Source organism: Bordetella hinzii LMG 13501 (assembly GCF_001548475.1).
Taxonomy (GTDB): Bacteria; Pseudomonadota; Gammaproteobacteria; order Burkholderiales; family Burkholderiaceae_B; genus Bordetella; species Bordetella hinzii.
Map to the genome: position 1 here is coordinate 1 of NZ_LRUJ01000038.1, position 23,327 is coordinate 23,327.

At 69.5% G+C, this 23,327-nt stretch carries 28 protein-coding genes; 15 read left to right on the forward strand and 13 right to left on the reverse strand.

The window, feature by feature from the left end; genetic code table 11:
- From AXA74_RS19565 to panB, 5 genes are all read left to right on the forward strand, one after another.
- Positions 1-452 (forward strand): EamA family transporter (locus tag AXA74_RS19565; protein ID WP_155680894.1); only part of this gene is annotated, 452 nt, incomplete at its 5' end.
- Between the two features lie 221 nt (positions 453-673).
- Complete coding sequence (locus AXA74_RS19570) at positions 674-1,357, forward strand: CsgG/HfaB family protein (RefSeq protein WP_223850468.1); 684 nt, start codon at positions 674-676, stop codon at positions 1,355-1,357.
- A gap of 8 nt (positions 1,358-1,365) precedes the next feature.
- Positions 1,366-1,776: a DUF4810 domain-containing protein gene (locus AXA74_RS19575; protein ID WP_029577666.1), complete on the forward strand. Its 411-nt coding sequence runs from the start codon at positions 1,366-1,368 to the stop codon at positions 1,774-1,776.
- Positions 1,777-1,781: 5 nt separating this feature from the next.
- On the forward strand, positions 1,782-2,438 hold the full coding sequence (locus tag AXA74_RS19580) for a DUF799 domain-containing protein (protein ID WP_032956368.1): 657 nt from the start codon (positions 1,782-1,784) through the stop codon (positions 2,436-2,438).
- 71 nt (positions 2,439-2,509) lie between these two features.
- Positions 2,510-3,370, forward strand: a complete 861-nt coding sequence (gene panB / locus AXA74_RS19585) for a 3-methyl-2-oxobutanoate hydroxymethyltransferase (protein WP_029577664.1) — start codon at positions 2,510-2,512, stop codon at positions 3,368-3,370.
- 4 nt (positions 3,371-3,374) lie between these two features.
- On the opposite strand, the gene AXA74_RS19590 is transcribed toward panB, so the two are convergent.
- The gene (locus AXA74_RS19590; RefSeq protein ID WP_029577663.1) at positions 3,375-4,616 is read right to left on the reverse strand and encodes an Hsp70 family protein; all 1,242 of its coding nucleotides are present in this window, start codon (positions 4,614-4,616) and stop codon (positions 3,375-3,377) included.
- A gap of 125 nt (positions 4,617-4,741) precedes the next feature.
- Between AXA74_RS19590 and AXA74_RS19595 the strand changes: the two genes are divergently transcribed.
- On the forward strand, positions 4,742-5,713 hold the full coding sequence (locus AXA74_RS19595) for a sigma-54 interaction domain-containing protein (RefSeq protein ID WP_029577662.1): 972 nt from the start codon (positions 4,742-4,744) through the stop codon (positions 5,711-5,713).
- Between the two features lie 36 nt (positions 5,714-5,749).
- Here AXA74_RS19595 and AXA74_RS19600 read toward each other — a convergent pair whose 3' ends face one another.
- The 8 genes from AXA74_RS19600 to AXA74_RS19635 form a co-directional block, all read right to left on the reverse strand.
- Positions 5,750-6,712, reverse strand: coding sequence for a tripartite tricarboxylate transporter substrate-binding protein (locus AXA74_RS19600; protein WP_029577661.1), 963 nt, complete (start codon positions 6,710-6,712; stop codon positions 5,750-5,752).
- A 54-nt stretch (positions 6,713-6,766) separates the two neighbouring features.
- Complete coding sequence (locus AXA74_RS19605; RefSeq protein ID WP_029577660.1) at positions 6,767-7,087, reverse strand: DUF4387 domain-containing protein; 321 nt, start codon at positions 7,085-7,087, stop codon at positions 6,767-6,769.
- An 11-nt stretch (positions 7,088-7,098) separates the two neighbouring features.
- On the reverse strand, positions 7,099-8,454 hold the full coding sequence (locus AXA74_RS19610) for an acyclic terpene utilization AtuA family protein (RefSeq protein WP_029577659.1): 1,356 nt from the start codon (positions 8,452-8,454) through the stop codon (positions 7,099-7,101).
- Between the two features lie 251 nt (positions 8,455-8,705).
- Positions 8,706-9,236: a 2OG-Fe(II) oxygenase gene (locus AXA74_RS19615; protein ID WP_029577658.1), complete on the reverse strand. Its 531-nt coding sequence runs from the start codon at positions 9,234-9,236 to the stop codon at positions 8,706-8,708.
- 3 nt (positions 9,237-9,239) lie between these two features.
- A complete protein-coding gene (gene ada, locus AXA74_RS19620; RefSeq protein WP_029577657.1) occupies positions 9,240-10,283 on the reverse strand; it encodes a bifunctional DNA-binding transcriptional regulator/O6-methylguanine-DNA methyltransferase Ada in 1,044 nt (347 codons plus the stop codon).
- Between the two features lie 103 nt (positions 10,284-10,386).
- On the reverse strand, positions 10,387-11,037 hold the full coding sequence (gene alkB / locus AXA74_RS19625) for a DNA oxidative demethylase AlkB (RefSeq protein WP_029577656.1): 651 nt from the start codon (positions 11,035-11,037) through the stop codon (positions 10,387-10,389).
- Between the two features lies 1 nt (position 11,038).
- Entirely contained in the window at positions 11,039-11,824 is a 786-nt protein-coding gene (locus AXA74_RS19630; protein ID WP_172899577.1) for a 2OG-Fe(II) oxygenase, read from the reverse strand.
- A 20-nt stretch (positions 11,825-11,844) separates the two neighbouring features.
- The gene (locus AXA74_RS19635) at positions 11,845-12,747 is read right to left on the reverse strand and encodes a LysR family transcriptional regulator (RefSeq protein ID WP_032956424.1); all 903 of its coding nucleotides are present in this window, start codon (positions 12,745-12,747) and stop codon (positions 11,845-11,847) included.
- Positions 12,748-12,867: 120 nt separating this feature from the next.
- Between AXA74_RS19635 and AXA74_RS19640 the strand changes: the two genes are divergently transcribed.
- The 3 genes from AXA74_RS19640 to AXA74_RS19650 are packed head-to-tail and all read left to right on the forward strand — an operon-like array spanning position 12,868 to position 15,710.
- Entirely contained in the window at positions 12,868-13,851 is a 984-nt protein-coding gene (locus tag AXA74_RS19640; RefSeq protein WP_029577652.1) for a Bug family tripartite tricarboxylate transporter substrate binding protein, read from the forward strand.
- Positions 13,852-13,854: 3 nt separating this feature from the next.
- Positions 13,855-15,024, forward strand: a complete 1,170-nt coding sequence (locus AXA74_RS19645) for a M20 aminoacylase family protein (protein ID WP_029577651.1) — start codon at positions 13,855-13,857, stop codon at positions 15,022-15,024.
- Positions 15,024-15,710 carry a phosphoribosyltransferase gene (locus AXA74_RS19650; RefSeq protein WP_032959513.1) on the forward strand — a complete coding sequence of 229 codons (687 nt, stop codon included), beginning with the start codon at positions 15,024-15,026 and terminating at the stop codon, positions 15,708-15,710. Before AXA74_RS19645 ends, AXA74_RS19650 begins: the two co-directional genes overlap by 1 nt.
- On the opposite strand, the gene AXA74_RS19655 is transcribed toward AXA74_RS19650, so the two are convergent.
- A complete protein-coding gene (locus AXA74_RS19655) occupies positions 15,707-16,261 on the reverse strand; it encodes an isochorismatase family protein (protein ID WP_032979612.1) in 555 nt (184 codons plus the stop codon). The two genes, AXA74_RS19650 and AXA74_RS19655, sit on opposite strands and share 4 nt — an antisense overlap.
- A 127-nt stretch (positions 16,262-16,388) precedes the next feature.
- Between AXA74_RS19655 and AXA74_RS19660 the strand changes: the two genes are divergently transcribed.
- The 6 genes from AXA74_RS19660 (at position 16,389) to AXA74_RS19680 (ending at position 20,717) form a co-directional block, all read left to right on the forward strand.
- Positions 16,389-16,823, forward strand: a complete 435-nt coding sequence (locus tag AXA74_RS19660) for a GNAT family N-acetyltransferase (protein WP_029577650.1) — start codon at positions 16,389-16,391, stop codon at positions 16,821-16,823.
- Between the two features lie 3 nt (positions 16,824-16,826).
- Entirely contained in the window at positions 16,827-17,318 is a 492-nt protein-coding gene (locus tag AXA74_RS19665) for a DUF523 domain-containing protein (protein WP_029577649.1), read from the forward strand.
- Between the two features lie 114 nt (positions 17,319-17,432).
- A complete protein-coding gene (locus AXA74_RS19670) occupies positions 17,433-18,983 on the forward strand; it encodes an FAD-dependent oxidoreductase (RefSeq protein WP_080666482.1) in 1,551 nt (516 codons plus the stop codon).
- A gap of 10 nt (positions 18,984-18,993) precedes the next feature.
- Positions 18,994-19,167, forward strand: a complete 174-nt coding sequence (locus tag AXA74_RS24510; protein WP_164725175.1) for a hypothetical protein — start codon at positions 18,994-18,996, stop codon at positions 19,165-19,167.
- A gap of 56 nt (positions 19,168-19,223) precedes the next feature.
- Complete coding sequence (locus AXA74_RS19675; protein WP_060833251.1) at positions 19,224-20,198, forward strand: Bug family tripartite tricarboxylate transporter substrate binding protein; 975 nt, start codon at positions 19,224-19,226, stop codon at positions 20,196-20,198.
- Between the two features lie 51 nt (positions 20,199-20,249).
- Positions 20,250-20,717 carry a MarR family winged helix-turn-helix transcriptional regulator gene (locus tag AXA74_RS19680; protein WP_029577648.1) on the forward strand — a complete coding sequence of 156 codons (468 nt, stop codon included), beginning with the start codon at positions 20,250-20,252 and terminating at the stop codon, positions 20,715-20,717.
- A 2-nt stretch (positions 20,718-20,719) separates the two neighbouring features.
- On the opposite strand, the gene AXA74_RS19685 is transcribed toward AXA74_RS19680, so the two are convergent.
- Genes AXA74_RS19685 through AXA74_RS19695 form a run of 3 tightly spaced genes read right to left on the reverse strand, consistent with a single transcriptional unit; the run spans position 20,720 to position 23,326 of the window.
- Positions 20,720-21,505: a heme ABC transporter ATP-binding protein gene (locus AXA74_RS19685; RefSeq protein WP_029577647.1), complete on the reverse strand. Its 786-nt coding sequence runs from the start codon at positions 21,503-21,505 to the stop codon at positions 20,720-20,722.
- Complete coding sequence (locus AXA74_RS19690) at positions 21,505-22,509, reverse strand: FecCD family ABC transporter permease (RefSeq protein ID WP_032979614.1); 1,005 nt, start codon at positions 22,507-22,509, stop codon at positions 21,505-21,507. Before AXA74_RS19690 ends, AXA74_RS19685 begins: the two co-directional genes overlap by 1 nt.
- On the reverse strand, positions 22,493-23,326 hold the full coding sequence (locus tag AXA74_RS19695; RefSeq protein WP_032979615.1) for a heme/hemin ABC transporter substrate-binding protein: 834 nt from the start codon (positions 23,324-23,326) through the stop codon (positions 22,493-22,495). The genes AXA74_RS19690 and AXA74_RS19695 overlap by 17 nt, the downstream gene beginning before the upstream one ends.
- Position 23,327: the final 1 nt, after the last annotated feature.

Here is a 23,327-nt window from a genome sequence, read left to right on the forward strand (position 1 = left end):
GGTGGATCGCCTGCCGGCCGCGGGCCGGCGGAATGACGCTGGCCGCGGGGTCGCGCGATGCCCTTATCGCGGGCGCCGGGGTGGGCCTGCAGTATGCCTGCGTGGCGCAAGCGGATCCTCAGGCGGGGCTGTGGCCCGTCCTGGCCAATCGCCTGGCCTCGGTCATCGTGGTGGTCTGCTATGCCCGTCATCTGGGCTTGCCGCTGCGCCTGCCGCGCGGCAGGCGGTTCAGCGCGGCCTGGATAGGCAGTTTGGCGGCGCTGTCGCTGGCCCTGTACCTGTATGCCACCTGGCAGTCGCTGGTCAGCGTGGCCGTCGTGCTGGCGTCGCTGTATCCCGCCATTCCGGTCTTGCTCAGCATTCTGCTGCTGGGCGAAACGCTGACGCCGCGCCAGTGGCGCGGCCTGCTCGTGGCCGCGGTGTCCGTGGGTGTGATCGTCCAAGGCGCCTGAAAAGCCCATCCCTTTATTAACGAAAACGTCCGCACGGTGTGTGTGCCGGATTTTGCCGCGCGTTATATGGGACGGCGCCGGCGGATTATCGACGCGGTTTATGGAAGAGGCGGGTCCGATTATCCATCCGGCCGGCAATTCAAGCTTGTGGCATTTGAAATGTTTAGTACACTTCTGACACCAAAAATGGCGAGGGTCCTCGCCCGCACACGGAGAAGTCAATGATCAAGGCGGTGATGAAGGCCGGTACGCTGATCGCGCTCGCGGCAGCACTGGCAGGTTGCGCAACGGAACGCTCGCAGGCTGTGGCGCCGCCACAGACGGCGGCGGCGGCCTCCAAACCCGCCTATCAGGGCCCGCGCAGCCCGATTTCGGTGGGCAAGTTCGACAATCGCAGCAATTATCTGCGCGGGGTATTTTCCGACGGCCAGGACCGCCTGGGCGGGCAGGCCAAGACGATTTTGGTCAGCCATTTGCAGCGTACCGGCCGATTCTCCGTCATGGACCGCGAGAACCTGAGCGAAATCGCGCAGGAGGCGGCTTTCAATAAAAAGGCCAACCAGATCAAGGGCGCGCGTTATGTGGTCACGGGCGACGTGACCGCCTTCGGCCGCAAGGTCACGGGCGACCAGCAGTTGTTCGGCATCCTGGGCCGCGGCAAGGAGCAGGTGGCTTACGCCAAGGTGGACCTGAACGTGGTCGATGTGTCCAGCTCCGAAGTCGTCTATTCGGTGACCGGCGCTGGCGAGTACGCCCTGTCCAACCGCGAGGTCCTGGGCTTCGGCGGTTCGGCGGGCTACGATTCGACCCTCAATGGCAAGGTGCTGGACCTGGCCATCCGCGAGGCCGTGGACCGCCTGGTCGACGGTATCGAACAGGGCGCCTGGCGTCCGTCCGCCAATTGAGGACGGCCATGGCGATCCCTCGATTGACCCGCGCGGGCCTGGCCTGCGCCCTGGTGCTGGGCCTGTCGGCCTGCGCGCAGCAGAAGCCTCTGTACAGCTGGCAGAGCTACCAGCCTTCGGTATACGCCTATCTCAAGGACGACGGCGCGGATCCGACCGCCCAGCTGGCGGCCATGGAGAAAAACGTCGAGACCGCGCGCTCGGCCGAGCTGGCCTTGCCGCCGGGTTTCCGCGCGCATATGGCCCTGCTCTATCTGAAGGCCGGCCAGGACGACAAGGCCGTCGAACAGTTCAATGGCGAAAAAAACGCCTTTCCGGAATCGGCGCCTTTCATGGACTTTTTGATGAGCAAGAAGGATGCGTCAGCGGCCGGCCTGGCCAAGTCCGCGCCTGACACCAACACCGCGAAAGGGAAGTGAGCCTCATGATCCGTACTCTGTTCCGTGCCGGCCTGGTGGCAGCGCTGGCCGTCCTGACGGGTTGCGTGGCCGCCCCGCAGCGCAATGTCGATTACAGCGCGTTCCGCGAAAGCAAGCCCGCGTCCATCCTGGTGTTGCCGCCCCTGAACGAGTCGGTGGAACCGGCCGCTTCGGCCGCGGTGCTGGCCCAGGTGACGTATCCGCTGGCCGAGTCGGGCTATTACGTCGTGCCGGTGGCGGTCATGGACGAGACCTTCCGCCAGAACGGCATGATGTCTCCCGATGATGCGCACCAGGTGCCGCCGGCCAAGCTGCGCGAGATCTTCGGCGCCGACGCCGCGCTGTATCTCAGGGTCAAGCAGTATGGCTCGTCCTACCAGCTGCTGGGCAGCGTGACGACGGTCGCGGTCGATGCCTCGCTGGTCGATCTGCGCACCGGCGCGCAGCTCTGGGAGGGCACCAAGACGGTGGCCCAGGCCGGCAACGGCGGCCAGGGCGGCATTCTCGGCATGCTGGTGCAGGCGGTGGTCGACCAGGTGGTCAACACCTTGACCGACCGGGCCTATGGCGTGGCGGCGCTGACCAATCAGCAATTGCTGATGGCCGGCACCGAAGGCGGCCTGCTCTACGGTCCGCGTTCGCCGCATTACGAGTTCAAGTAAGTCCTCCGGCGCGGCGGCCTGCCCGCAGGCCGCCGCCTGGTGTAGCCTTGGCCCTCCAACAAGGAGAAGACATGGCTAGCAGCACGCAGCAGAACCGTCCCGCGCCCTATGGCGGCGCGGGCCCGGCCCGCAAAGTCACGCCACGGCGCCTGCAGGAGATGCGCGACGCGGGCGAGAAGATCGTCATGCTCACCGCCTATGACGCGGTCTTCGCGGGCCTGGCCGGGCAAGCTGGCGTAGATGTCGTACTGGTGGGCGATTCCCTGGGCATGGTCTGCCAGGGCCGCGACAGCACGGTGCCGGTGACGATGGACGACATGGTCTACCACACGCAAAGCGTGGCCCGCGGCTTGGCGGCCGCACCTTCCCTCCTATTGTCCGACCTGCCCTTCGGCAGCTATCACGGCAGCCAGGACGACGCCATGCGCAATGCCTCCCGGCTGATGCAGGCCGGCGCGCATATGGTCAAGCTTGAAGGCGGCGGCTGGACCGCTCCCCTGGTGCGCTTCCTGGTCGAGCGCGGCGTGCCGGTGTGCGCCCATCTGGGGCTGACCCCGCAGACCGTGCATGCCCTGAGCGGCTATCGGGTGCAGGGGCGCGACGATGACGGCGCCGCCCTGCTCGAGCGCCACGCGCGCGAACTGGCCGACGCGGGCGCGACCCTGCTGGTGCTGGAAATGGTGCCGGCCGCGCTGTCGGCGCGCATCACCCGGGCCCTGCCGTCCTGCCACACCATAGGCATAGGCGCGGGCCGCGGCACCGCGGGCCAGGTGCTGGTGATGCACGACATGCTGGGCGCCAGCCTGGGCAAGACGCCGCGCTTCGTGAAGAACTTCCTGGCCGGCAGCGGCGGCGTGCGCGAAGCGTTCGAAGCCTATGCGCGCGCGGTCCGCGAGGGCAGCTTCCCCGACGACGCCCTGCACGCCTGGTAGCGTCTTAGCCGAACTTGCGCCGGGCATCCAGCGCCAGGCCGGCGCCGATGCTGCCGAACAGATCGCCTTCAACGCTGCGCGCCCCGGGCAGCAGCGCCGAGACACGTTCGCGCAGGCAGGGCACGCGGCTCGATCCTCCGGTGAAGAACAGCGTGTCGACCGCGCTCACGCCGGCATCGGCCAGCAGGCGCGCCACCGTTGTCTCGATGCGGTCGATCAGGCCGTTCATCGAGAGGTCGAACGCCGGCCGGTCGATGTCGGCCGCCAGCCGCGGCGCGATGCGCGCCAGGTCGATACGGGTGGACGGCGCCTCGGACAGGGCGATCTTCGCTTCCTCGACCTGGATGGCGACCCAATGTCCCTCGCGGTTCTTGATGAGCGTCATCAGGTGGCCGATCTTGTCGCGCTCGACCGCCTGGGCCTGGATGAAGGCGAAGGTCTCGGCCGCCTTGCGGGTATAGGCCTGGTTGATGGTGTGCCAGCAGGCCAGGTTGGCGTATTGCGTGGACGGCACGTCCTTGCCGGTCTTCAGCTGCCCGCCCAGGCCGAACAGCGGCATGACGTGGGCCATGCTCAGCTGTTTGTCGAAATCGGTGCCGCCGATATGCACGCCGCCATGGGCCAGGATGTCCTCGCGGCGGTCGGCACGGCCGGCGCGCTGCGGTCCCAGGCGGATGAGCGAGAAGTCGGAAGTCCCGCCGCCGATGTCGATGACCAGCACCAGTTCTTCGCGCGTGATCTGCGATTCGTAGTCGAAGGCGGCCGCCAGCGGTTCGTACTGGAAGGCGATCTCGCGCAGGCCCACGGCGCGGGCGATCTCTCCCAGCGTGTCCTCGGCCAGCTGGTCGGCCTTGGCGTCGTCGTCCACGAAAAAGACCGGCCGGCCGAGCACGGCGGCCTCGAAACCGCGGCCGGCGGCGGCTTCGGCGCGGGCCTTGAGCTCGGCGATGAAGCGTGTGAGCAGCACCTTGAACGGCAGGGCGCGGCCAGCCACCTCGGTGTGGCCCTCCATCAGGGAGCTGCCCAGCAGGCTCTTCATGGAGCGCATCAGGCGGCCGTCGTAGCCGGCCACATAATCGGCGATGGCCGCGCGGCCGTAGCTCACCTCGTCATCTTCGTCATGAAAGAAGATGGCCGAAGGCAAGGTGGGTCTGCCGTCTTCCAGCGCGAGCAGGGCGTGCTGTCCGGGGCGCATCCAGCCGACGGTGGAGTTGGAAGTGCCGAAGTCGATTCCGCAGGCAGTCATGGCAAACCAGGAAAAAAGCGCGCTAGTGTAGCCCAGGCCGCCCCGCCCTAGGGGTATGCCGGAATGGAGGCCCGGGGGCGGCGGCCCGATAATGCGCGCAGTATCGCGCCCTTATGTTGCACGCCATGACTCCCCCGCCTCCCCTGGCCGACACCATCGTCGGCGACCATCCTTCCATCGTGGCCCTGCGCGACCTGGTGCTGCGCGTGGCGCGCAGCCGCGCCAGCACGGTGCTTATCTACGGCGAGACCGGCACCGGCAAAGGCCTGGTGGCGCGCGCGCTGCACGATCATTCCGCTCGCGCCGAGAAAGGCTTCACCGAAATCAACTGCGCCGCCATCCCCGGCAACCTGCTGGAGTCCGAGCTGTTCGGCCATGAGCGCGGCGCTTTCACGGGCGCCGTCGCGCGCAAGGAAGGCTTGCTGGAGATCGCCCATGGCGGCAGCGTCTTCCTGGACGAGGTGCGCGAGCTCGAGCCCATGATGCAGGCCAAGATCCTCACCTTGCTCGACAGCCGGCGCTTCCGGCGCATCGGCGCGGTGCATGAGCTGACGACCGACGTGCGCTTTATCGCGGCCACCAACAAGATCCTGCTGGGCGAGGTGGGCGCGGGCAAGTTCCGCGATGACCTTTACTACCGCCTGCAGGTGGTGTCGATCAATCTTCCGCCGCTGCGCGAGCGCGGCGACGATGTCTTCGTGCTGGCCGACCGCTTCCTGGCGCGCTACAACCGGCTGCATGCCAGCGGCTTCCGGCGCATCGATCCGGCGGTGCAGGAGGTCTTTCGCCGCTATCGCTGGCCGGGCAATGTGCGCGAGCTGGGCAATCTGCTGGAGCGCATCTGCATCCTGGACAGCGGCGACACCGTGGGCCTGGAACATCTGCCGGCGCGCATTGTGCGCGATGCCAGCGAGCCGGCCGGCACGGGCGGCTACGCCGCCCGCACGGCGGATTTCCAGCGCCGCATGATCCAGTCGGCCCTGGCCGCGCAGGGCGGCAGCATGGCCGCCGCCGCGCAGGCGCTGGGGCTGACGCGGCATGCCCTGCGGCACCAGATGCTGCGGCTGGGGCTGGAAAAAAAGCCCGGCCAGGCCTGACGGCCGAGCCGGGCAAGGACTGCGTCAAGCCTTCGTCTATTCGACGCTGATGTGGTGGCTCTGGGCCACGTCGCGCCACAGGGCGTAGTCCCGGGCGACACGCTGGGCGAACTCGGTGCTGCCGATGGCCGCGGGCACGGTGCCGTCCATGTCCAGCAGCGCGGTGCTCTCGGGGGTCCGCGCCACGCGATTGATGGCCTGGTTGTAGCGGTCGATCAGGTCCTGGGGCGTGCCGGCCGGCGCGAACACGCCGACCCAGATATCGACCGCGTAGCCGGGCAGGATGGCGGCGGCCGGCGCGAGCTTGGGGAAGGCCGGATGGGGGTCGCGGGCCGTGGTCGCCACCAGCTTGATCTTGCCCGACTGCACCAGCGGCGCCAGCGAGCTGTAGTTGGCCAGCATGATGTCGATCTGTCCGCCGGCCATGTCGGAGGCGGCATTGGCCGCGCCCTTGTAGGGCACGTGGGTCATGCTGACGTGGGCGGCATCGTTCATCATCACGGTCGCCAGGTGCGCGAGCGAGCCGATGCCGGCCGTGCCGTAATTGAGCACGTCCGGCTTGGCGCGCGCGGCCTCCAGGACGTCGGCCAGGCTGGCGTAGGGCTTGGCGCCGGTCACGCCGATGACCAGCGGCCCCTCTCCCACCATGGCCACGGGCGCGAAGCTCTTGACCGGATCGTAGGGCATGCGCGGCTGGGTGGCGGCCGAGGTCAGGAAGGTGGACGAGGTCAGTAGCAGGGTCGCGCCGTCCTTGGCGGACTTGGCCACGTAGTCCGAGCCGATGACGCCGGCCGCGCCGACCCGGTTCTCGACGATGACGATGGTCTTCAGCTGTTCCGCCAGCTGGGGGGCGAGGGCGCGCGCGATGGCGTCATTGCTCGCCCCGGCGCTGAAGGGCACGACGATCTTGAGTTGCTTGGGCACCGGCGTGGGCGCCTGCTGCGCCTGGGCGCCGGTGGCCAGCGCGCACAGCGCCAGCGCCTGGAGGATGTTCTTCATAGGTTGTTCCCCTTGTATTGGCCGGGGCCCGCGCCGGGCGGGCCCGCGTGCCGGTCAGCGTTGCACGGGCAGGTCCAGCAGCGGCGCGTACTGTTGGGCGCCGAAGATATCGCCATCGCCGGCCGAGCCGCTGGGCACGAGACGATAGATGGTGAATTTGATCGCCAGGCCGGGATCGTATTCGACGAAGTCCGAGATGCGCGCGTCGGGGATGCGGTAGAGCGCGGCCACGCTCTTGCGCGTGAGCGCGCCCGAGCGCTTCACCGATTCATAGGTGTCGCGGTCGCGGAAGATGATGTCGAAGGTGATCTTGTTCACGCCGGCATTCTTGCTGCGTATGGTCTTGGCGAGTTCGCTCAGTTTCTGCGTGGGCATGGCGTGTTCTCTCAGGCCTCGATGATATGGGTTTGGATCAGTTCGAAGATGTCGTCCACCGGGATGGTGTGATTCAGCGTCCAGCGATAGGCGGCGCTGGCGCGCACGACTTCATCGAGGGGGAAGGACACCGATCCGGCCGTGCCCTTGACGTCGGGCAGGCGGGCATAGAACATCTGGCGCAGGCCCGTCAGGGTGAGCTCTTCGGCCATCTCGGCCGTGGGCGCCACGCCCTGCACCATGATGCACAGCTCGTGCGCCGGCTGGTCGCGCAGCGGCTCCAGGTCTCCCATGACGCCGTCGCGGCCATAGACCTTGTAATGCAGCTCGTAGCCGCTGTCGCCGAAGCGTTCGCGGACCTTGTCGCGCGCCCAGGCGATGACGCGGTCGATGTTGGCGATGGTGTAGGGGTCGCGCACGCCGCACAGGCCGATGTAGCGCTCGCCCACCTTGCCCGAGCCTTCCAGCTTGACGGTCAGGCGCTCCGAGGGGATGAAGCGCGAGCCGGTGATGCGGGTGGTCTTCTCGTCGAGCTGCTCATAGTGGCATTCGCGCATATCCAGCTTGCCGCCGGCGAAAAATTCTTCGTAGGGGTTGGAGCGCTCGTACATGGCGTGGCCGGCGACCGAGGCGATGGTGCAGCGCTGCTCGGGATGCATGGCCGTCACGCGCACGTCCTCGTGGCTGATCTCGCCCAGCACGGTTTCCTTGCCGCCATAGGGTTCGGCGCAGAACGACGCGCATTCCAGTACCTTGCCCAGGTAATAGGCCTGGTCGGCGGCGAAGCCGTGATGCAGCGCGGGCGCGGCGAACACGGCGGCATCCGAGCTGCGTCCACCGATGATGACGTCGGCGCCGGCTTCCAGCAGCTTCAGATAAGGCTGCACGCCGGCCACGGCGACGATGCGCTCGGTGGCGTCCAGTTCGGCTTCGGTCAGGTCCGCGTAGCCGTCCAGGCCGGCGATGGTCGCGCCCGCGCGCATCTTGCGGCGCACGAAGTCAGGATCCACCTCGGAATAGAAATAGCCGATCTTGAACGGCGCCAGGCCATGCTTGGCGGCCAGTTCGCGGATGATGCGCACATAAAGATCCACGCGGCTGTTCGAGCCGGTGTCGCCGGCCGAGCCGATGATCATGGGCACTCCCTGCCCGCGCGCGGCCAGCAGCATCTGCTCCAGGTCGTGGCGCTGCCAGGCTTCGGGGCTGGTCGAGGTGTCCGAGCCCAGGGGCACGGGGCCCACGTCGTCGCTGCCGGAGTCGGCGGCGATGTAGTCGGGCCGGGCGCGCACGCCGGCCTGGAAACTCTCGGTACGCAGGGGGGCAAAGCCCAGGTGTCCGTTCGGACAAATGATTCTCATGGAGCGCATCTTCTGACTCGGTTGAGGAAGGCCACACAGGGCCGGAATCCTCGGGATATTGCAAACACCGTGCCAACCGCGGCTTGCGGAAAATGCGCTTAAGAATCAAAACCTTGAAAGGGGTGCGGAGAAATTCGGGCGTTCGTGGAGCGTGTATTTCGCGCATCATGCGTGAATCACACGCATGACCAGTCGCGGCGCCCGCCCTCTCAGGGCCCTGGCAGGGCAGGGCCGGCAGATTTTTGCGGCGGGGCCGCGCTTCAGGCCTGCCAGCGCAGCACCCACGCCTGGCGCTCTCCCCGGCGCAGCCGGCCCGTGCCCAGGCGCAGCAGCGTGGTGTAGAGACCCTGGCGTCCTTGCACCGGCCGTGGCCCGGTGGCGCAGACGGCGACGCTGCCTTGCTCCAGGGGCAGCACCATGGGGCGGGACTGCATGCGCGGCCGCTGTTCGACGGCGATGGCGTGGCCGCCCTCGAAATCCCGGCCGGGCGCCGACAGCAGGATGAGCAATTGCAGCGGGAAGACATCCGGCGCGTGGCTGGACGACAGTGGCCGGCCCTGCCCGGCGGCCAGCGTCTGGTCTTCGAGACGCGGGCGGCGGGCCGAGGCAGCGCCGCCCGCCTCGCCCAGATGGGCCTGCCATTGCCGCGCCAGGGGTTCGAGCCGGTCGCGCAGCGCCGCGGCCCAGGCCGGCGGCCTGCCCTGGCGCAGAGCGGCGATCGCCGCCTCGTCCAGCGCGTCGTCCAGCAAGGCCCAGCCCTCGCCGGCCAGGCGGCTTTCCAGCGTCTGCATGGCTCAGGCCGCCCGCGCCTGTTCGCGGCGCAGCAGTTCGCGCTTGCGGGCCACGCCCCAGCGATAGCCCGACAAGGCCCCGTCGTTGCGCACGACGCGGTGGCAGGGGATGGCCACCGCGAGCATGTTGGCGCCGCAGGCCTGGGCCACGGCGCGCACGGCCTTGGGGCTGCCGATGCGGCGGGCGATCTCGCTGTAGGAGACGGTCTCGCCGGGCGCGATCTGGGTCAGCGCCCGCCAGACGCGCTCCTGGAAAGCGGTGCCGCGCACATCCAGCGGCAGGTCCACGGGCGTGCCCGGCGCCTCCACCAGGCCGACCACGGTGGCCATCATGCCCTCATAGGCCGGGTCTGCGCCGATCAGCTCGGCCTTGGGGAAGCGGTCCTGCAAGGTCTGCAGCAGCGGCTCGGGATCGTCGCCCAGCAGGATGGCGCAGACCCCGCGTTCACTCTGGGCGACCAGGATGGCGCCCAGCGAACATTGGCCAATGGCGAAGTACAGCCTCGCATTGGCGCCGCCTTCGCGGTAGGCGCTGGGCTTCATGCCCAGCATGCCGTCGGCGGCGGCATAAAAGCGGCTGTTGGAGTTGAAACCCGCCGCGTAGAGGGCGGTGGTCACGTCCTGGCCCCCGTCGAGCTGCCGGCGCAGGCGGCGGGCCCGGTGGGCCTGGGCATAGGCGCGCGGGGTCAGGCCGGTGGCGGCCTTGAAGACACGATGGAAATGGTAGCTGCTTACACCGAGTTCGGCCGCAAGCTCGTCCAGCGAGGGCAGGGTGTCGGCCGCCTCGATGCGGCGGCAGGCCTGGGCGACCCAGTCGGCATGCGCCCGGCTGACGCGGGCCTGGACCTGGCTGGGCCGGTAGCCGGCGGCCTCGGCCTCCTGGGCGGTGGCGAAGAACTCGACGTTTTCCGGACGCGGCAGCCGCGCCGGGTTGCCCGGGTGGTTGTAGACGCCGGTGGTCTTGACGGCATAGACGAATCGGGCGTGCGGATCGCGGGCGAGGACGGCGGCCCAGCGGGGATCGGTGTCGGTGAGGCGCGTGTTCATGGCGGACTCATGAAAAATCAAGGTAAGGCCACTTTAGGCGGGGGCGGGCCCCGGCGCACTCCGCGTCTTGCGGCCGAATTTCCGCGCCGCCGCCCCGGCCAGGCTACTTTACCGCGGGCCCGGCCCGGCGCAGGGTGAGGTTGATGCGCTGGCGGCCCACCACGGGGTGATCGCCTTCGGCCAGCGGCAGGATGCCGTGAAAGCGCAGCCGGTCCGCCCCGCCCCAGACGGCGACATCGCCGTGCTGCAGCGGCACGCGGGCGCAACGGTCCTGGCGGCGCAGCCCGCCAAACAGGAACACTGCCGGCAGGCCCAGCGAGACCGACACGATGGGAGCGCCGAAATCCGCTTCGTTGCGGTCCTGGTGCAGGCTCATGCGCGCGCCGGGGGCGTAGTGGTTGATCAGGCAGGCGTCGGGCCGGAATCCGGCAAAGCCGGCCATGGCGGCGGCTTCGGCCGCCAGTTCGGCGAACACGGCCGGCAGCGGCGGCCAGGGCCGCCCGCTTTGCGGGTCGAGGGATTGATAGCGATAGCCCTGCCGGTCCGTGGTCCAACCCAGCTCGCCGCAATTGGTGATGGCCGCGGACATGGTGAAACCGCCCGGCGTCTGCATATGCCGCGGCGGCGCGCTGGCCTCGATGTCCGCCAGCGCGGCGAGCAGGTGTCCGGCCCGCGCCAGGGCCAGGCCGCGCAGCACGCAGGCCTGGTGCCCCAGGGTGATGCGGCTGTCGCCGGCAAAGAGTTCGGCCTGCATCTCAGGAAGCGTCGTGAAAAATGATGCCCAGGGTGTGGCGCTGGCCCGCGCGCACGGCGGCCACGCCATGGCGCATGGCGCGCCGGTGCCAGCCGCGCGGGCCGGCGGCCGGCCGATGGTGCACGGCAAAGACCAGGGCGTCGCCCTGGGCCAGCGGCAGCACATCGGCCTGTGGCGCATGCCCGGCGCGCTGTTCGGTCATGACGAATTCCCCGCCCTCGAAGTCCACGCCGGGCACCGACAGCAGCACGGCGCATTGCAGCGGGAAGACTTCTTCGCCGTAGAGGTCCTGGTGCAAGCAGTTGTAGTCGCCGGCGCCATAGCGCAGGATGAGCGGCGTGGGCCGGACCTGGCCCGCCCGATGGCAGCGGGCCAGGTAGTCGGCATGCCGTTCGGGATAATCGCCAGGCTGCCCCAGGCGCCGCGCCCAGTCGCGGGCGATGGGCGCCAGGCGCGCGTACAGCGCGGCGCGCCACGCGGCCAGGGCCGGGGGCAGCGGATAGGCGAAGTACTGGTATTCCCCCTGGCCGAAACCATGGCGCGCCATGACCACGCGGCTGCGGTAGCGGCCGCCGCCGGCGTCATAGGCTTGCGCCAGCTGGCGGCATTCGCCGGGCCGCAGCAGGGCGGGCAGGATGCCGCGGCCCTCGGCATCCAGGGATTGCGAGAGCGCGGCCCAGTCCTGGGCGTCCAGGCGCTGGTCGATGCGGCGGGAGAGGTCGGCGGTCACGATGGATGGCGCTTGTGGCGGATGGTGCAGTCTAGACCGCGCGCCGCCGGCGCGCATCCCGCCGCTTGCGCCCGAATTCAGCGCCGCAGCGCGGCGCGCAGCCAGGCATGGCAGCGCGCCACGGGCGGGCGCTGGACCGCCGTATGGGCCAGCAGGGCGATCGAGCGCTCGGTGGCGGGCTCGCCCAAGCCCAGCACGGCCAGCGAACCCGGCCGCTGGGGCAGGGTGTACAGGCGCGAAATCAGGCCCACCCGCTGGCCGGCCCGCACCAGGCTGTAGAGAGAGTCGGTGTAGTGCAGGGTATGCACCTGGTCCGCGGCCAGGCCATGCTGGGCCAAGGCGGCCAGGATCATGCTGTGGGTGCTGCCGCGCGACAGCATGGCCAGCCGCTCGCCCGCCAGGTCGCGCCAGGCCAGGCGCTGTCGTCCGGCCAGGCGGTGGCCGGGCGCCAGCACCGCAACCAGCTCGTCGCGGGCGATCTCCTCGGCCTGGATCTGCGGCGGCAGGCCGAAGTCCAGGCCCAGGCCCAGGTCCAGGGCGCCGTTCTGCAATCCGTTGATGAGTTCGTCGTTCAGGACGTCGCGCAGCTGCAGCTCGATGTCCGGTTCGGCGGCCTGCCAGTCCGCCAGCAGGGGCGCGATCAGGGGCATGGTGGAGGGGATGCAGCCGATGCGCACCACCGCGGCCTCGGCGTGCAGCAGCCGGTGCAGTTCGCGCGCGCCCTCGTCGAAGGTATTGAGCATCCATTGCGCCTGGACGTAGAGCGCGTGGCCGGCCCGTGTCAGCCGCACATGGTGGGTGCTGCGGTCAAAGAGCGGCGCGCCCAGGGCGCTTTCCAGCTCGCGGATGGCCGAGGACAGCGCCGGCTGGCTCAAGGCCAGGGCCTGGGCGGCCCGGCTGAAGCTGGCGTGCCGGGCCACTTCGACAAAGCCGCGCAGCTGTCGCAGGCTGGGCTGCCGGAGCGGGGCTTCGGGCGTCATGATGGGCTGGTTATAAGCAAAATGGATCAATCTATAAAAATATATCACTTCAGTTATCACGCGCCGATTCGTACGATGGCCCCCGCCGGCCGCCCGCGCGGCTTCTTCCGATTGCCTCCCATGTCCAAACGCCTGTCTCTTCTCGCCGCGGCCCTCCTGGCGCCGCTTCTGGCCGTGTCCGCCGCCTGTGCGGCCGCCCCCTGGCCCGCCGCCAAGCCCATCACCCTCATCGTGCCGGTGAGCGCCGGCGGCAATGTCGACACCACCGCGCGCCTGGTGGCGCAGCGCCTGGGCGAGCGCCTGAACCAGTCCATCATCATCGAGAACGTGGCCGGCGCCGGCGGCGTGGTCGGCGTGGGCAAGGCCATCCATGCCCAGCCCGACGGCTATACCGCGGTGATGGGTTTCGACGGCCCGATCAGCGTGGCGCACCTGGTCAACCCGGCCGTGCGCTACGACGCCGAGCACCGCCTGGCGCCCGTGGGCCTGGTGACCACCGCTCCGGTGGTGATGCTGGCCCGCCCCGGCCTGGCCGTGAACTCCATGGACGAACTGCTGGACCTGGCGCGGCGCGAGCCCGGCAAGCTGACCTACGCGACGTCGGGGGTCGGCACCGTGCTGCACCTGGCCGTGGAAGTCATGCAGGAGCAGGCCGGCGTGAAGCTGGTGCACGTGCCCTATCGCGGCGGCGCGCAGATCACCAACGACGTCATGGGCGAGCAGGTGGACCTGGGCATGCTGGTGACGACCAGCGCCACGCCCCTGGTGCAACAGGGCAAGCTGCGCGCCCTGGGCGTGACCTCGGCGGCGCGCGCCAGTTCGCTGCCGCAGGTGCCGGCGTTTGGCGAGACGCCGGCGCTCAAGGGCTTTGACCTGAACACCTGGACCGGCCTGTTCGTGCCGGCCGGCACGCCGCCGGAAATCATCGCGCGCCTGAACGAGGCGCTCAATGCCGTCCTGAAACTGCCCGAGGTCGCGGCGCGGCTCAAGGACGGCGGCGCCACGCCGGGCGAAGGCAGTCCGGCCGCCTTCGCCGACTTCCTCAAGAAAGAGCAGGCCACCTATGCCCACATCGTGGCCCGGGCCCACATCACGCAGGAGTAGCCGATGAGCATTCTTCCCGAGGTCGCCGCCATCCAGGACGAGATGGTGGCCTTGCGCCACCGCCTCCATGCCCATCCCGAATTGGCCTATGAAGAAGTCGCCACCGGCGACCTGGTGGCCGAGTGCCTGCGCGCCTGGGGGTATGAAGTGCATCGCGGCCTGGGCGGCACGGGTGTGGTGGGCCAGCTGCGCCGCGGCAGCGGCACGCGCCGCCTGGGCCTGCGCGCCGACATGGACGCCCTGCCCATCCACGAGGCCACCGGCCTGCCCTATGCCAGCCGCCTGCCGGGCAAGATGCACGCCTGCGGCCATGACGGACATACCGCGACCCTGCTGGCCGCCGCGCGCGCGCTCGCCGCGCGCGCCGTGTTCGACGGCACGCTCAACCTCATCTTCCAGCCGGCCGAGGAAGGTCATGGGGGCGCGCAGCGCATGATCGCCGACGGCCTGTTCGAGCGTTTCCCCTGCGACACGATCTATAGCTTCCATAATGAGCCGGGCTATCCCGCCGGGCAGTTCGGCTTTCGGCCCGGCGTGATGTACAGCTCCTCGGACACCGCCATCCTGACGGTGCGCGGCGAGGGCGGTCATGGCGCCATGCCGCATGTGGCCGTGGACCCCATCGTGGCCTCGGCGCATATCGTGCTGGCGCTGCAAACCATCGTCTCGCGCGAGGTGGATCCCAATGACATGGCGGTCGTCACCATCGGCGCCATCCATGGCGGCGAGGCGCCCAATGTGATTCCGGCCAGCGTGGAGCTGCGCCTGACCATACGCGCGCGCCGGCCCGAGACCCGCCAGTTGCTGCGTGACCGCATCACGGCCATCGCGCAACAGCAGGCCGCCGTTCATCGGGCCACGGTGGAGGTGGACTACCGCTGGCGCTATCCGCCGGTTATCAACGACGCCGACGCCACGCGCTTCGCGCGCGAGGTGGCGCGCCAGTCGCTGGGCGAGGCCGCGCTGATTGCCGACCTGCAGCCGCTGCAGGCCAGCGATGACTTCGCCTTCATGCTCCAGGCCGTGCCGGGCAGCTATTTCATCGTCGGCAATGGCGAGGGAGCGGGCGGCTGCATGGTGCACAACCCGGGCTATGACTTCAACGACGCCCTGCTGCCCCGCGTGGCCAGTTTCTGGGTGCGCCTGGCCGAGCGCTTCCTGGGAGGCGAGTGATGCCGCAAGCCTTCGACGCCACCGCCGGCTACTGGCAGGAGATCGTCGCCCTGCCCGAGCCGCCCGGCGGCCCCTATCGGCGCAACTATCCGGCGCGCCTGCCCGATGGGCGCTATCTGGTGTTGCCGCTGCGCGCGGTGCCCGGTGACGACGCGCATTGCGTCGCCTCCTTCATCGCCAATCATGCGGCGCTGGACGTGGTCGAGACCCTGGCGGGCTTCATGGCGCGGCAGGCGCGGCGCTTTGCGGCCGAGGTGGTGGTGGGCCTGCCCACCCTGGGCCTGGCGTTCGCGCCCCTGGTGGCGCGCGGCCTGGGCTTCAGCCGTTATGTGCCTTTCGGCTACTCGCGCAAATACTGGTACGACGATGCCCTGGCCGTGCCGGTGCGTTCGCTGACCACGCCCGACAGCGGCAAGATGCTTTATGTGGATCCCAACCTGGCCGGCGGCCTGCGCGGCCGCCGCGTGCTGGTGGTCGATGATGCCGTCAGCACCGGGCAGACCATGGGTTCGGCCCTGACCCTGCTGGAGCGCTGCGGCGCCGACGTGGCCGGCGTGGTCGTGGCCATGCGCCAGGGCCGGCGCTGGCGCGAGCTGCGCGATGCGCGCGGACGTCCGGTCGAGGTGGAAGGCGCCTTCGATTCGCCGCGCATGAGGCGCGCCGAGGGCGGCTGGATGCCGGACTAGGCGGCCAGCGCGGCCGCGAAGGCGACGGCCTCGGCCGGCACCGCACGGATGGTGACGCCAAAACTGCGGATGGCGGGCAGGGTCGCGTTGTGGTGGGCACGGATCGCATCGGCCTTGGCATGCGCGCGGTCGCAGGTGGTGTGGCCGTCGCTGACCAGCGTGACATGCAGGCCCAGGCCGGCGGCGCGCCGCGCCGTGGTGTCCACGCAGAACTCCGTGGCGTAGCCGCCGATCACGACTTCGTCGACGGCGTGCTGCCATAGCCAATGGCTCAGGTCGGTGCCTTGGAAGGAATCCGGCGTGGTCTTGCGCACGATGCGGTCTTGGGGATGCACATCGAGGTCGCGGTCCAGGCTCCAGCCTGGCGTGCCACGCGCCAGTGGCGTGCCCGAAGGGCTTTCGTGCTGGATGAAGACAACCGGTGCGCGCGCGGCGCGCGCCCTTGCCGCCAGGGCATTGATGCGGGCAATGACTCGCGGCGCGTCGGCCGGCGGCGCATCCGTGCGGAACAGGCCTTCTTGGACGTCGATGATCAGCAAGGCGGCAGGCATGGCAAGCAGACTCCGGATGGATATGGACGAACAGGGAGTCTAGTCCTCCGCGGGGATAGGCATGTTGCAAACAGGAGACGGCGCTTTTCGGAGAAAATAGGCTTCCGGACAAGCCGCGAGGCCAAGCATGGAAAAAGCCAGCATCACCATTGCGCAGACCGCCGATACCGAGCTGCAGGAGGCCTTCGCGCGCCTCTTGCCCCAGCTATCGCGCAGCGCCGCGCCCTTGACGGCCGCGCAACTCCAGGAAATCGTCACCACCCCCGGCAACGATGTCTTCGTGGCGCGGGTCCAGGGGCGGATCGTGGGCACGCTCACCCTGGTGCATTTCCGTATCCCGACAGGCGTGCGCGCCTGGATCGAGGATGTCGTGGTCGACGGGCAGGCCCGTGGTTCGGGTGCGGGCCAAGCCCTGGTGCTGGCCGCCGTGGCGCGCGCTCGCGAACTGGGCGCGCGCACGCTGGACCTGACCTCGAATCCCGCGCGCGAAGCCGCGCATCGCCTCTACGAGAAAACCGGCTTCGCCCTGCGCGATACCCGTGTCTATCGCCATGCGGGCTGAGCCGTGAGGCGCGTGCTCGTCAGCGCCTGTTTGCTGGGCCAGCCCGTGCGCTATGACGGCCGCGACGCCGCGCGGCCGCATCCCATCTTGCAGCGCTGGGCCGACGAAGACCGCATCGTGGCGCTTTGCCCCGAGGTGGCGGGCGGCCTGCCTATTCCGCGTCCGCCCGCCGAAATCGAACCCGGCGCCGATGGCCGGGCGGTCTGGCAAGGGCTGGCGCGCGTGCGCCAGCGCGATGGCGGCGACGTCAGCGCGGCCTTTTTGGCCGGCGCCCGCCAGGCCCTGGAACTGGCGGCCCGGCACGATATCGCCGTGGCCGTCCTTAAAGAGGGCAGTCCCTCCTGCGGCAGCGGCTATATCCATGATGGCCGTTTCCAGGGCGGCCGGGTGGCGGCCATGGGCGTGACGGCGGCCTGCCTCGCCCAGGCCGGCCTGGCGGTGTTCAGCGAACACCAGCTCGAAGCCGCCGACGCCTGCCTGCGCGCCGCCGGCTGAACCTTTTCTCCTGTGCGCCACGGGCTTCCTGCGGGTATTCCCTATTTGGTTGCGTGCGCAACAAATAGCGCATATAGTTGTGCGCACAACCAAATAGACAAGCTGGAGACCGTCATGCCGCAAGGCGACCATATACCCGTTCTTATCGCCGGCGGCGGGCCGGTCGGCCTGATGATGGCCCTGCTGCTGGCGCGCCAGGGGATTGCCTCGGTGACGGTGGAAGCCGATGCCGGCTATTGCGAAGGCAGCCGCGCCATCTGCATGTCGCGCCGTTCGCTGGAGATCCTGTCGTGGGCGGGCGTGGATCGTCCGGTGCTGGAAAAAGGCCTGGCATGGAGCGGCGGGCGCAGCTATTACGGCGACCGCGAAGTGCTGCATTTCGAGATGCCGCACGATCCCCGGCAGCGCTTCGCGCCCATGGTCAACATCCAGCAGTACTACATCGAAGAGTATCTCGACCGGGCCCTGCGCGAGCAAGGCGGCCTGGCCCGGGTGCTGTGGAGCAGCCGGGTGACCGGCCTGCGCCAGGATGGCGAAGGCGCCACCGTCATGGTGCAGACGCCGGAAGGCAGCCGCGAGCTGCGCGCCGGCTGGGTATTGGCCTGCGACGGCGGACGCAGCACGGTGCGCGAACTGCTCGGCCTGTCCTTGCAGGGCATGCAGTACGAAGGGCGCTATGTGATCGTGGATATCCGGCAGAAGACCCGGCGCGCCACCGAGCGTCTGGCCTGGTTCGACCCGCCGTCCAATCCCGGGTCGACCCTGCTCATGCATCGCCAGCCCGATGATGTGTGGCGCATCGACTACCAGATCCGCGACGACGAAGACCCGGCCGAGGCCGTCAAGCCGGAGAACGTGCTGCCGCGGGTGCGCAGCCACCTGGCGATGATAGGCGAGGATGAACCCTGGGAGCCGCTGTGGATCTCCATCTACAACGCCAAGTGCCTGACGCTGGACAACTACCGTCATGGACGGGTGCTATTCGCCGGCGACGCCGCGCACCTGGTGCCTATCTTCGGCGTGCGGGGCTTGAACTCCGGCCTGGACGATGCCGCCAACCTGGCCTGGAAGCTGGCCGCCGTGATGTCCGGCAGGGCCGGGGAGGCGCTGCTGGACAGTTATAGCCAGGAGCGCGTGGCCGCCGCGCGCCTGAACATCGCCTATGGGGCCAAGAGCACCGAGTTCATGGCGCCGCCGGACTACGGCTTCGACCTGCTGCGCCAGGCCACGCTGCGCCTGGCCCTGCGCGAGGCAAGCGTGCGTTCGCTCATCAATCCGCGCCAGTCCGAGCCGGTCTTTTACCGCGACAGCGCGCTCAACTTGCCCGACGGCGCGCCCGAGGCCGGCGGCCAGGCCGCGCCCGGCATGCCGGCGCCCGAATGCGAATTGAGCGAAAACGGCCGCGTGCGCCACCTGACGGAGTGGTTCGGCCAGGGCTTCACGGTGCTGGCGCTGGGCGAGGAGGCGCCGGCGCTCGGCGAGCTGCCCGGCGTGCAACTGCTGCATGTCGGCGCCGCGACGGCGCTGCGCGACACCGGCCAGCTGGGTGAGCGCTACGGCCAGGCAAGGCTCTATCTGATCCGGCCCGACGGCTATGTGATGGGACGCTGGAACCGGATCGACACGCAAGCCCTGCGCCAGGCATTGGCGTCCTTTGGAATCTGAGCACAAGGCCATGACCCATCAAGAACTCGATCATGTCTACACCGAGCTGGCGCACACCCTGACCCGCGCGGGCGAGGCGCGCGCGCCGCTATTGCTTTCCATGGTCTGCCTGGCATTGCTGAGCCGGCAGGACGATGCGCCCGCGGCGCTGGAGATCATCCGCCAGGCCGAGCATTCGCTCTAGCCGGAGCGGCCGCGGTATCCACCAAGCAAGAAAACATAACACCCCGAGGAGACACCATGATGTTGCGAAAAGTGGCGGCGCTTGCGGCCGGCCTGACCCTGTCCATCCTGGCCGGCGCCGCGAATGCGGCCGGCTACCCCGAGCGCCCCATCGAATGGGTCGTGCCCTATCCGGCCGGCGGCGGCTCGGACATCGTGGCCCGCACGCTGTCCGAGCCCATGGCGCGCGAGCTCAAGCAGACACTGATCATCTCCAACAAGCCAGGCGCGGCCACGGCCATCGGCGCGGACTACGCCGCCCGCGCCAAGGCGGACGGCTATGTCATGCTGACCGGCGACACCGCCACGCTGGCGGCCAACCCCTCGCTCTATCCCAAGCTGGCCTATCAGCCGCAGCGCGATTTCGATGCCGTGGGCCTCATGACGCGCTTTTCCATGATCCTGGTGGTCCACCCCTCGGTGCCCGTCCGGACGTATGCGGAATTCCTGGCCTGGGCCAAGGAGCAGAAGGACGGCGTGCCCTATGCCACGCCGGGTTCGGGCAGTCCGCATCACCTGGCCACCGAGCTGCTGCGCGCGCGCACCGGGCTGCACCTGGTGCATGTGCCCTACCGCGGCGCGGCGCCCGCCGTGCAGGATGTGGTGGGCGGGCAGGTGCCCATGATGTTCGTCGACTCGGCCACCGGCATGCAATACATCGCTTCAGGCAAGCTGAGCCCCATCGCGGTGGCCAGCGATAAGCGCCCGGCCGGCTTCCCGCAGGTGCCGACCCTGATCGAATCGGGCCTGGATGGTTTCGAGGCCTATGCCTGGCAAGGGCTGGTGGTGCCCAAGGGCACGCCGTCCGACATCGTCGCCACGCTGAACCGGGCGCTGCAAGACGCGCTGGCGCAGCCCGCGGTGCGCGAGCGCTTCGCCGCCATGGGACTGGAGACCCTGCCGGGCACGCCCCAGACCATGGCGAGCTATGCCGCCGAAGAGCAGGCCAAATGGGCCAAGGTCATCAAGGAGGCCGGCATCACGGTGGATTGATGACGGCCGGCTTGTGGCACACTCGCAGCTTCTTATCGAGGTATGCAGACCATGTCCAACGATAACGCCGTCCATGATGATCTGCCCGCGCTGGATCGCTTCCTGACGTACCGCATGCATTTCATCAACAAGATCAGCGACCGCGACAGTGCCCAGGCCTATGCCGAGCAATACCAGCTGCCCATCGGCGAGGCGCGCTGCCTGGCGGCCATCGGCCGCTTCGCGCCGCTGTCGGTCAACGACCTGGCGCTGGCGGCCAACCTCAACAAGGGGCAGGCCAGCCGCTGCGCCCAGGCCCTGAGCGATGCGGGCCTGATCCGCAAGGCGGTCAGCCATGTGGATGGGCGCGGCGTGGTGCTCAGCCCCACGGCCAAGGGGCAGAAGCGCTACCGCCAGCTCATCGAGCTGATCGCGCGGCGCAATGAAGAGATCTTCGGCTGCCTCACCGCGCGCGAACAGGCCGAGTTGAGCCGCATGTTGGACAAGATCATCACCCACCTGCGCCCCGAAACGGACTGAGCTCAGCGCATCAGCACCAGCAAGGCGCCGGCTTCGCGCGGGTGCGGCAGCACCTCCGCCTCGACCCCATACACATTGCGCAGGTTCGCCGGCGTCAGGACCTCGGCCGGCGTGCCCTCGGCGACCGCCGCGCCGTCGGCCAGCAGCATGATGCGGTCGCACCAGCGCGCGGCCAGGTTGACGTCATGCGCGATGACCAGCACCCCCGCGCCCTGCTCGCGCGCCAGGTCGCGCGCCGTGCGCAGCAAGTCGATCTGGTGCCGCGGATCGAGATTGGAGATGGGCTCGTCCAGCATCAGGTAGCGCGGCTCGCCGGCGGGGGCGGCCTGGCATTGCGCCAGCACCCGGGCGAATTGCACGCGCTGCTGTTCGCCGCCCGACAGTTCGAGATAGCGCCGTTGCGCCAGATGGCTCACGCCGGCCTGGCGCAGCGCCTGCCCGCAGAGCCGGCCGACCTCGTCCGGACTGAGCTCGGGGAAGGGATAGGCGCCCATGGCCACCACCTCCTGCACGCCGAGGTCAAAGGACAGCGAGGGCTTTTGCGGCAGCACCGCGCGCAGCCGCGCCTGTTTGCCGGCCGACAACATGCGCAGGGGCCGGCCGTTGATCTCGACCTGGCCGCCGGCAGGCGCCAGCTCGCCGGACAGGCAGGCCAGCAGCGTGGATTTGCCGGCGCCGTTGGCGCCCAGCAGGCCCAGCATGGCGCCCGGCGCGAGGGTCAGCGAGACGCCGGTCAGGATGCGCTTGCCGCCGCGCTCCAGGGTGAGGTGATGGGCTTGCAGTGTCATCAGAAGCGGCGTCCGCGGGCCAACAGCCACAGAAAGAAGGGGCCGCCCACCAGCGCGGTCACCAGGCCGATGGGCAGTTCGGCGGGCACGACCACGAGGCGCGCCAGCCAGTCGGCCAGCGCCAGCGCCACGGCGCCGGCCAGGATGCATGCCGGCAGCAGCCAGCGGTGGTTGGCGCCTAGCGCCATGCGCACCAGGTGCGGCACGACCAGGCCGACAAAACCGATGCCGCCGGTCGCCGCGACCAGCGGCCCCACGACCAGCGCGGTCACGAGGATGAGCTTGCGGCGCAGGCGCGACAGCGCGAAGCCCAGGTGCTGCGCTTCGCGCTCGCCCAGCAAGAGGGCGTTGAGGGGGCGCCACTGGCGCATCAGCCACAGGCACCAGAACAGCGTCCAGGGCGCCAGGAAGGCCAGGATGGGCCAGCGGGCGCCGGCCAGGCTGCCCATGTTCCAGAACGTAAGGTCGCGCAGCTGCGCGTCGCTGGCCATGAAAGTGAGCAGGCCGATGAGCGCGCCGCAGACCGCGTTGATGGCGATGCCCGCCAGCAGCAGGCCGGCCACGCCCTGCACCCGCCGGCCGAGGGTATAGGCGCAGGCGGTGGCGGCCAGGCTGCCCGTGAAGGCGGCCGAGGCGGTCAGGAAAAAGCCGCCCGCGCCCAGCACGATGGCGGCCACCGCGCCCAAGGCCCCGCCCAGCGAAATGCCGACCAGGCCTGGTTCGGCCAGCGGATTGCGGAACAGCGCCTGCATGGTCGCGCCGCAGATGGCCAGGGCCGCGCCGGTCACCAGCGCGAACAGCACGCGCGGCAGGCGTATATCCCAGATGATGTTCTGCCACAGCACCTCCCCGGGGCCGGCCTGCCCGGCAAGCAGGCGCGGCAGCGCCGCCAGCGGGATGGACACCGCGCCGCTGGCGGTGGCCAGGCACAGCACCACGATGAGGGCCAGCGCCAGGCCGCCCAATATCCAGCGCGGGCGGGCCGGCTCAGCGGACGGCGTCATGCTGGATGCAAGGCTGTTGTTTGAGGAAGCGGATGGCCTGGCCCAGGCGCGGACCGGTGCCCAGCGCCAGCAGGTCGTCCATGGCGATGATGCACTGATGGCGGGCGGCCGGCGTGTTGGCCAGCCCGGGCTGCTGATACAGCTTGTCCAGCCCGCCGGAGGCCGTGACCGAGGCCGTGGTCACGATGATGGCCTGCGGCGCCAGCGCGCCGATGCCTTCGGCCGACAAGGGCTTGTAGCCCTGCTGGCCGGCCATGACGTTGTCCAGGCCGGCCAGCCGCAGCAAGAGGTCGGCCGCCGTGCCGCCGCCGGCGGCCTGGGGCGTGCCGGTGCGGTTCATGAGCAGCACCGCCCGTTTGCCCGAGGCCGGCAGAGCCTGGGCCGCCTGCAGGTCCTGTCGCACCTGGGCCAGCAGGCGCTCGCCCTCGGGCCCGGCCCCCAGCGCCTGGGCGATCTGGCCGATGCGGGTTTCGAGGGACTGCACGGATGGCTCGTCGGAGATGCGCAGCACCGTCACGCCGACGTCGGCCAGGCGCTTGAGCGCATCGGGCGGCCCGGATTGATCGGAGGCCAGCACCAGGTCCGGCTTGAGCGCCAGCACGCCTTCGACCGGCACGCTGCGGTAATAGCCCACGCGCGGCAGCCGGGTGGCGGCATCGGGATAGATGCTGGAGAGGTCGTCGCCGACCAGCATGTCGCCCTTGCCCAGCGCGTAGACGATTTCCGTCACGCTGCCGCCCAGTGTCACGACACGTTCGGCCGCCTGGGCCGGCAGGACCAGGCAGGCTGCGAGCGCGGCGCCCAGCAGTCTTTTCATA

Bases quoted from the DNA above. Each gene is read 5' to 3' on its own strand.
- AXA74_RS19570 (WP_223850468.1), top strand. From the start codon at position 674: ATGATCAAGGCGGTGATGAAGGCCGGTACGCTGATCGCGCTCGCGGCA.
- AXA74_RS19575 (WP_029577666.1), top strand. From the start codon at position 1,366: ATGGCGATCCCTCGATTGACCCGCGCGGGCCTGGCCTGCGCCCTGGTG.
- AXA74_RS19580 (WP_032956368.1), top strand. From the start codon at position 1,782: ATGATCCGTACTCTGTTCCGTGCCGGCCTGGTGGCAGCGCTGGCCGTC.
- panB (WP_029577664.1), top strand. From the start codon at position 2,510: ATGGCTAGCAGCACGCAGCAGAACCGTCCCGCGCCCTATGGCGGCGCG.
- AXA74_RS19590 (WP_029577663.1), bottom strand. From the start codon at position 4,616: ATGACTGCCTGCGGAATCGACTTCGGCACTTCCAACTCCACCGTCGGC.
- AXA74_RS19595 (WP_029577662.1), top strand. From the start codon at position 4,742: ATGACTCCCCCGCCTCCCCTGGCCGACACCATCGTCGGCGACCATCCT.
- AXA74_RS19600 (WP_029577661.1), bottom strand. From the start codon at position 6,712: ATGAAGAACATCCTCCAGGCGCTGGCGCTGTGCGCGCTGGCCACCGGC.
- AXA74_RS19605 (WP_029577660.1), bottom strand. From the start codon at position 7,087: ATGCCCACGCAGAAACTGAGCGAACTCGCCAAGACCATACGCAGCAAG.
- AXA74_RS19610 (WP_029577659.1), bottom strand. From the start codon at position 8,454: ATGCGCTCCATGAGAATCATTTGTCCGAACGGACACCTGGGCTTTGCC.
- AXA74_RS19615 (WP_029577658.1), bottom strand. From the start codon at position 9,236: ATGCAGACGCTGGAAAGCCGCCTGGCCGGCGAGGGCTGGGCCTTGCTG.
- ada (WP_029577657.1), bottom strand. From the start codon at position 10,283: ATGAACACGCGCCTCACCGACACCGATCCCCGCTGGGCCGCCGTCCTC.
- alkB (WP_029577656.1), bottom strand. From the start codon at position 11,037: ATGCAGGCCGAACTCTTTGCCGGCGACAGCCGCATCACCCTGGGGCAC.
- AXA74_RS19630 (WP_172899577.1), bottom strand. From the start codon at position 11,824: ATGCGCGCCGGCGGCGCGCGGTCTAGACTGCACCATCCGCCACAAGCG.
- AXA74_RS19635 (WP_032956424.1), bottom strand. From the start codon at position 12,747: ATGACGCCCGAAGCCCCGCTCCGGCAGCCCAGCCTGCGACAGCTGCGC.
- AXA74_RS19640 (WP_029577652.1), top strand. From the start codon at position 12,868: ATGTCCAAACGCCTGTCTCTTCTCGCCGCGGCCCTCCTGGCGCCGCTT.
- AXA74_RS19645 (WP_029577651.1), top strand. From the start codon at position 13,855: ATGAGCATTCTTCCCGAGGTCGCCGCCATCCAGGACGAGATGGTGGCC.
- AXA74_RS19650 (WP_032959513.1), top strand. From the start codon at position 15,024: ATGCCGCAAGCCTTCGACGCCACCGCCGGCTACTGGCAGGAGATCGTC.
- AXA74_RS19655 (WP_032979612.1), bottom strand. From the start codon at position 16,261: ATGCCTGCCGCCTTGCTGATCATCGACGTCCAAGAAGGCCTGTTCCGC.
- AXA74_RS19660 (WP_029577650.1), top strand. From the start codon at position 16,389: ATGGAAAAAGCCAGCATCACCATTGCGCAGACCGCCGATACCGAGCTG.
- AXA74_RS19670 (WP_080666482.1), top strand. From the start codon at position 17,433: ATGCCGCAAGGCGACCATATACCCGTTCTTATCGCCGGCGGCGGGCCG.
- AXA74_RS24510 (WP_164725175.1), top strand. From the start codon at position 18,994: ATGACCCATCAAGAACTCGATCATGTCTACACCGAGCTGGCGCACACC.
- AXA74_RS19675 (WP_060833251.1), top strand. From the start codon at position 19,224: ATGATGTTGCGAAAAGTGGCGGCGCTTGCGGCCGGCCTGACCCTGTCC.
- AXA74_RS19680 (WP_029577648.1), top strand. From the start codon at position 20,250: ATGTCCAACGATAACGCCGTCCATGATGATCTGCCCGCGCTGGATCGC.
- AXA74_RS19685 (WP_029577647.1), bottom strand. From the start codon at position 21,505: ATGACACTGCAAGCCCATCACCTCACCCTGGAGCGCGGCGGCAAGCGC.
- AXA74_RS19690 (WP_032979614.1), bottom strand. From the start codon at position 22,509: ATGACGCCGTCCGCTGAGCCGGCCCGCCCGCGCTGGATATTGGGCGGC.
- AXA74_RS19695 (WP_032979615.1), bottom strand. From the start codon at position 23,326: ATGAAAAGACTGCTGGGCGCCGCGCTCGCAGCCTGCCTGGTCCTGCCG.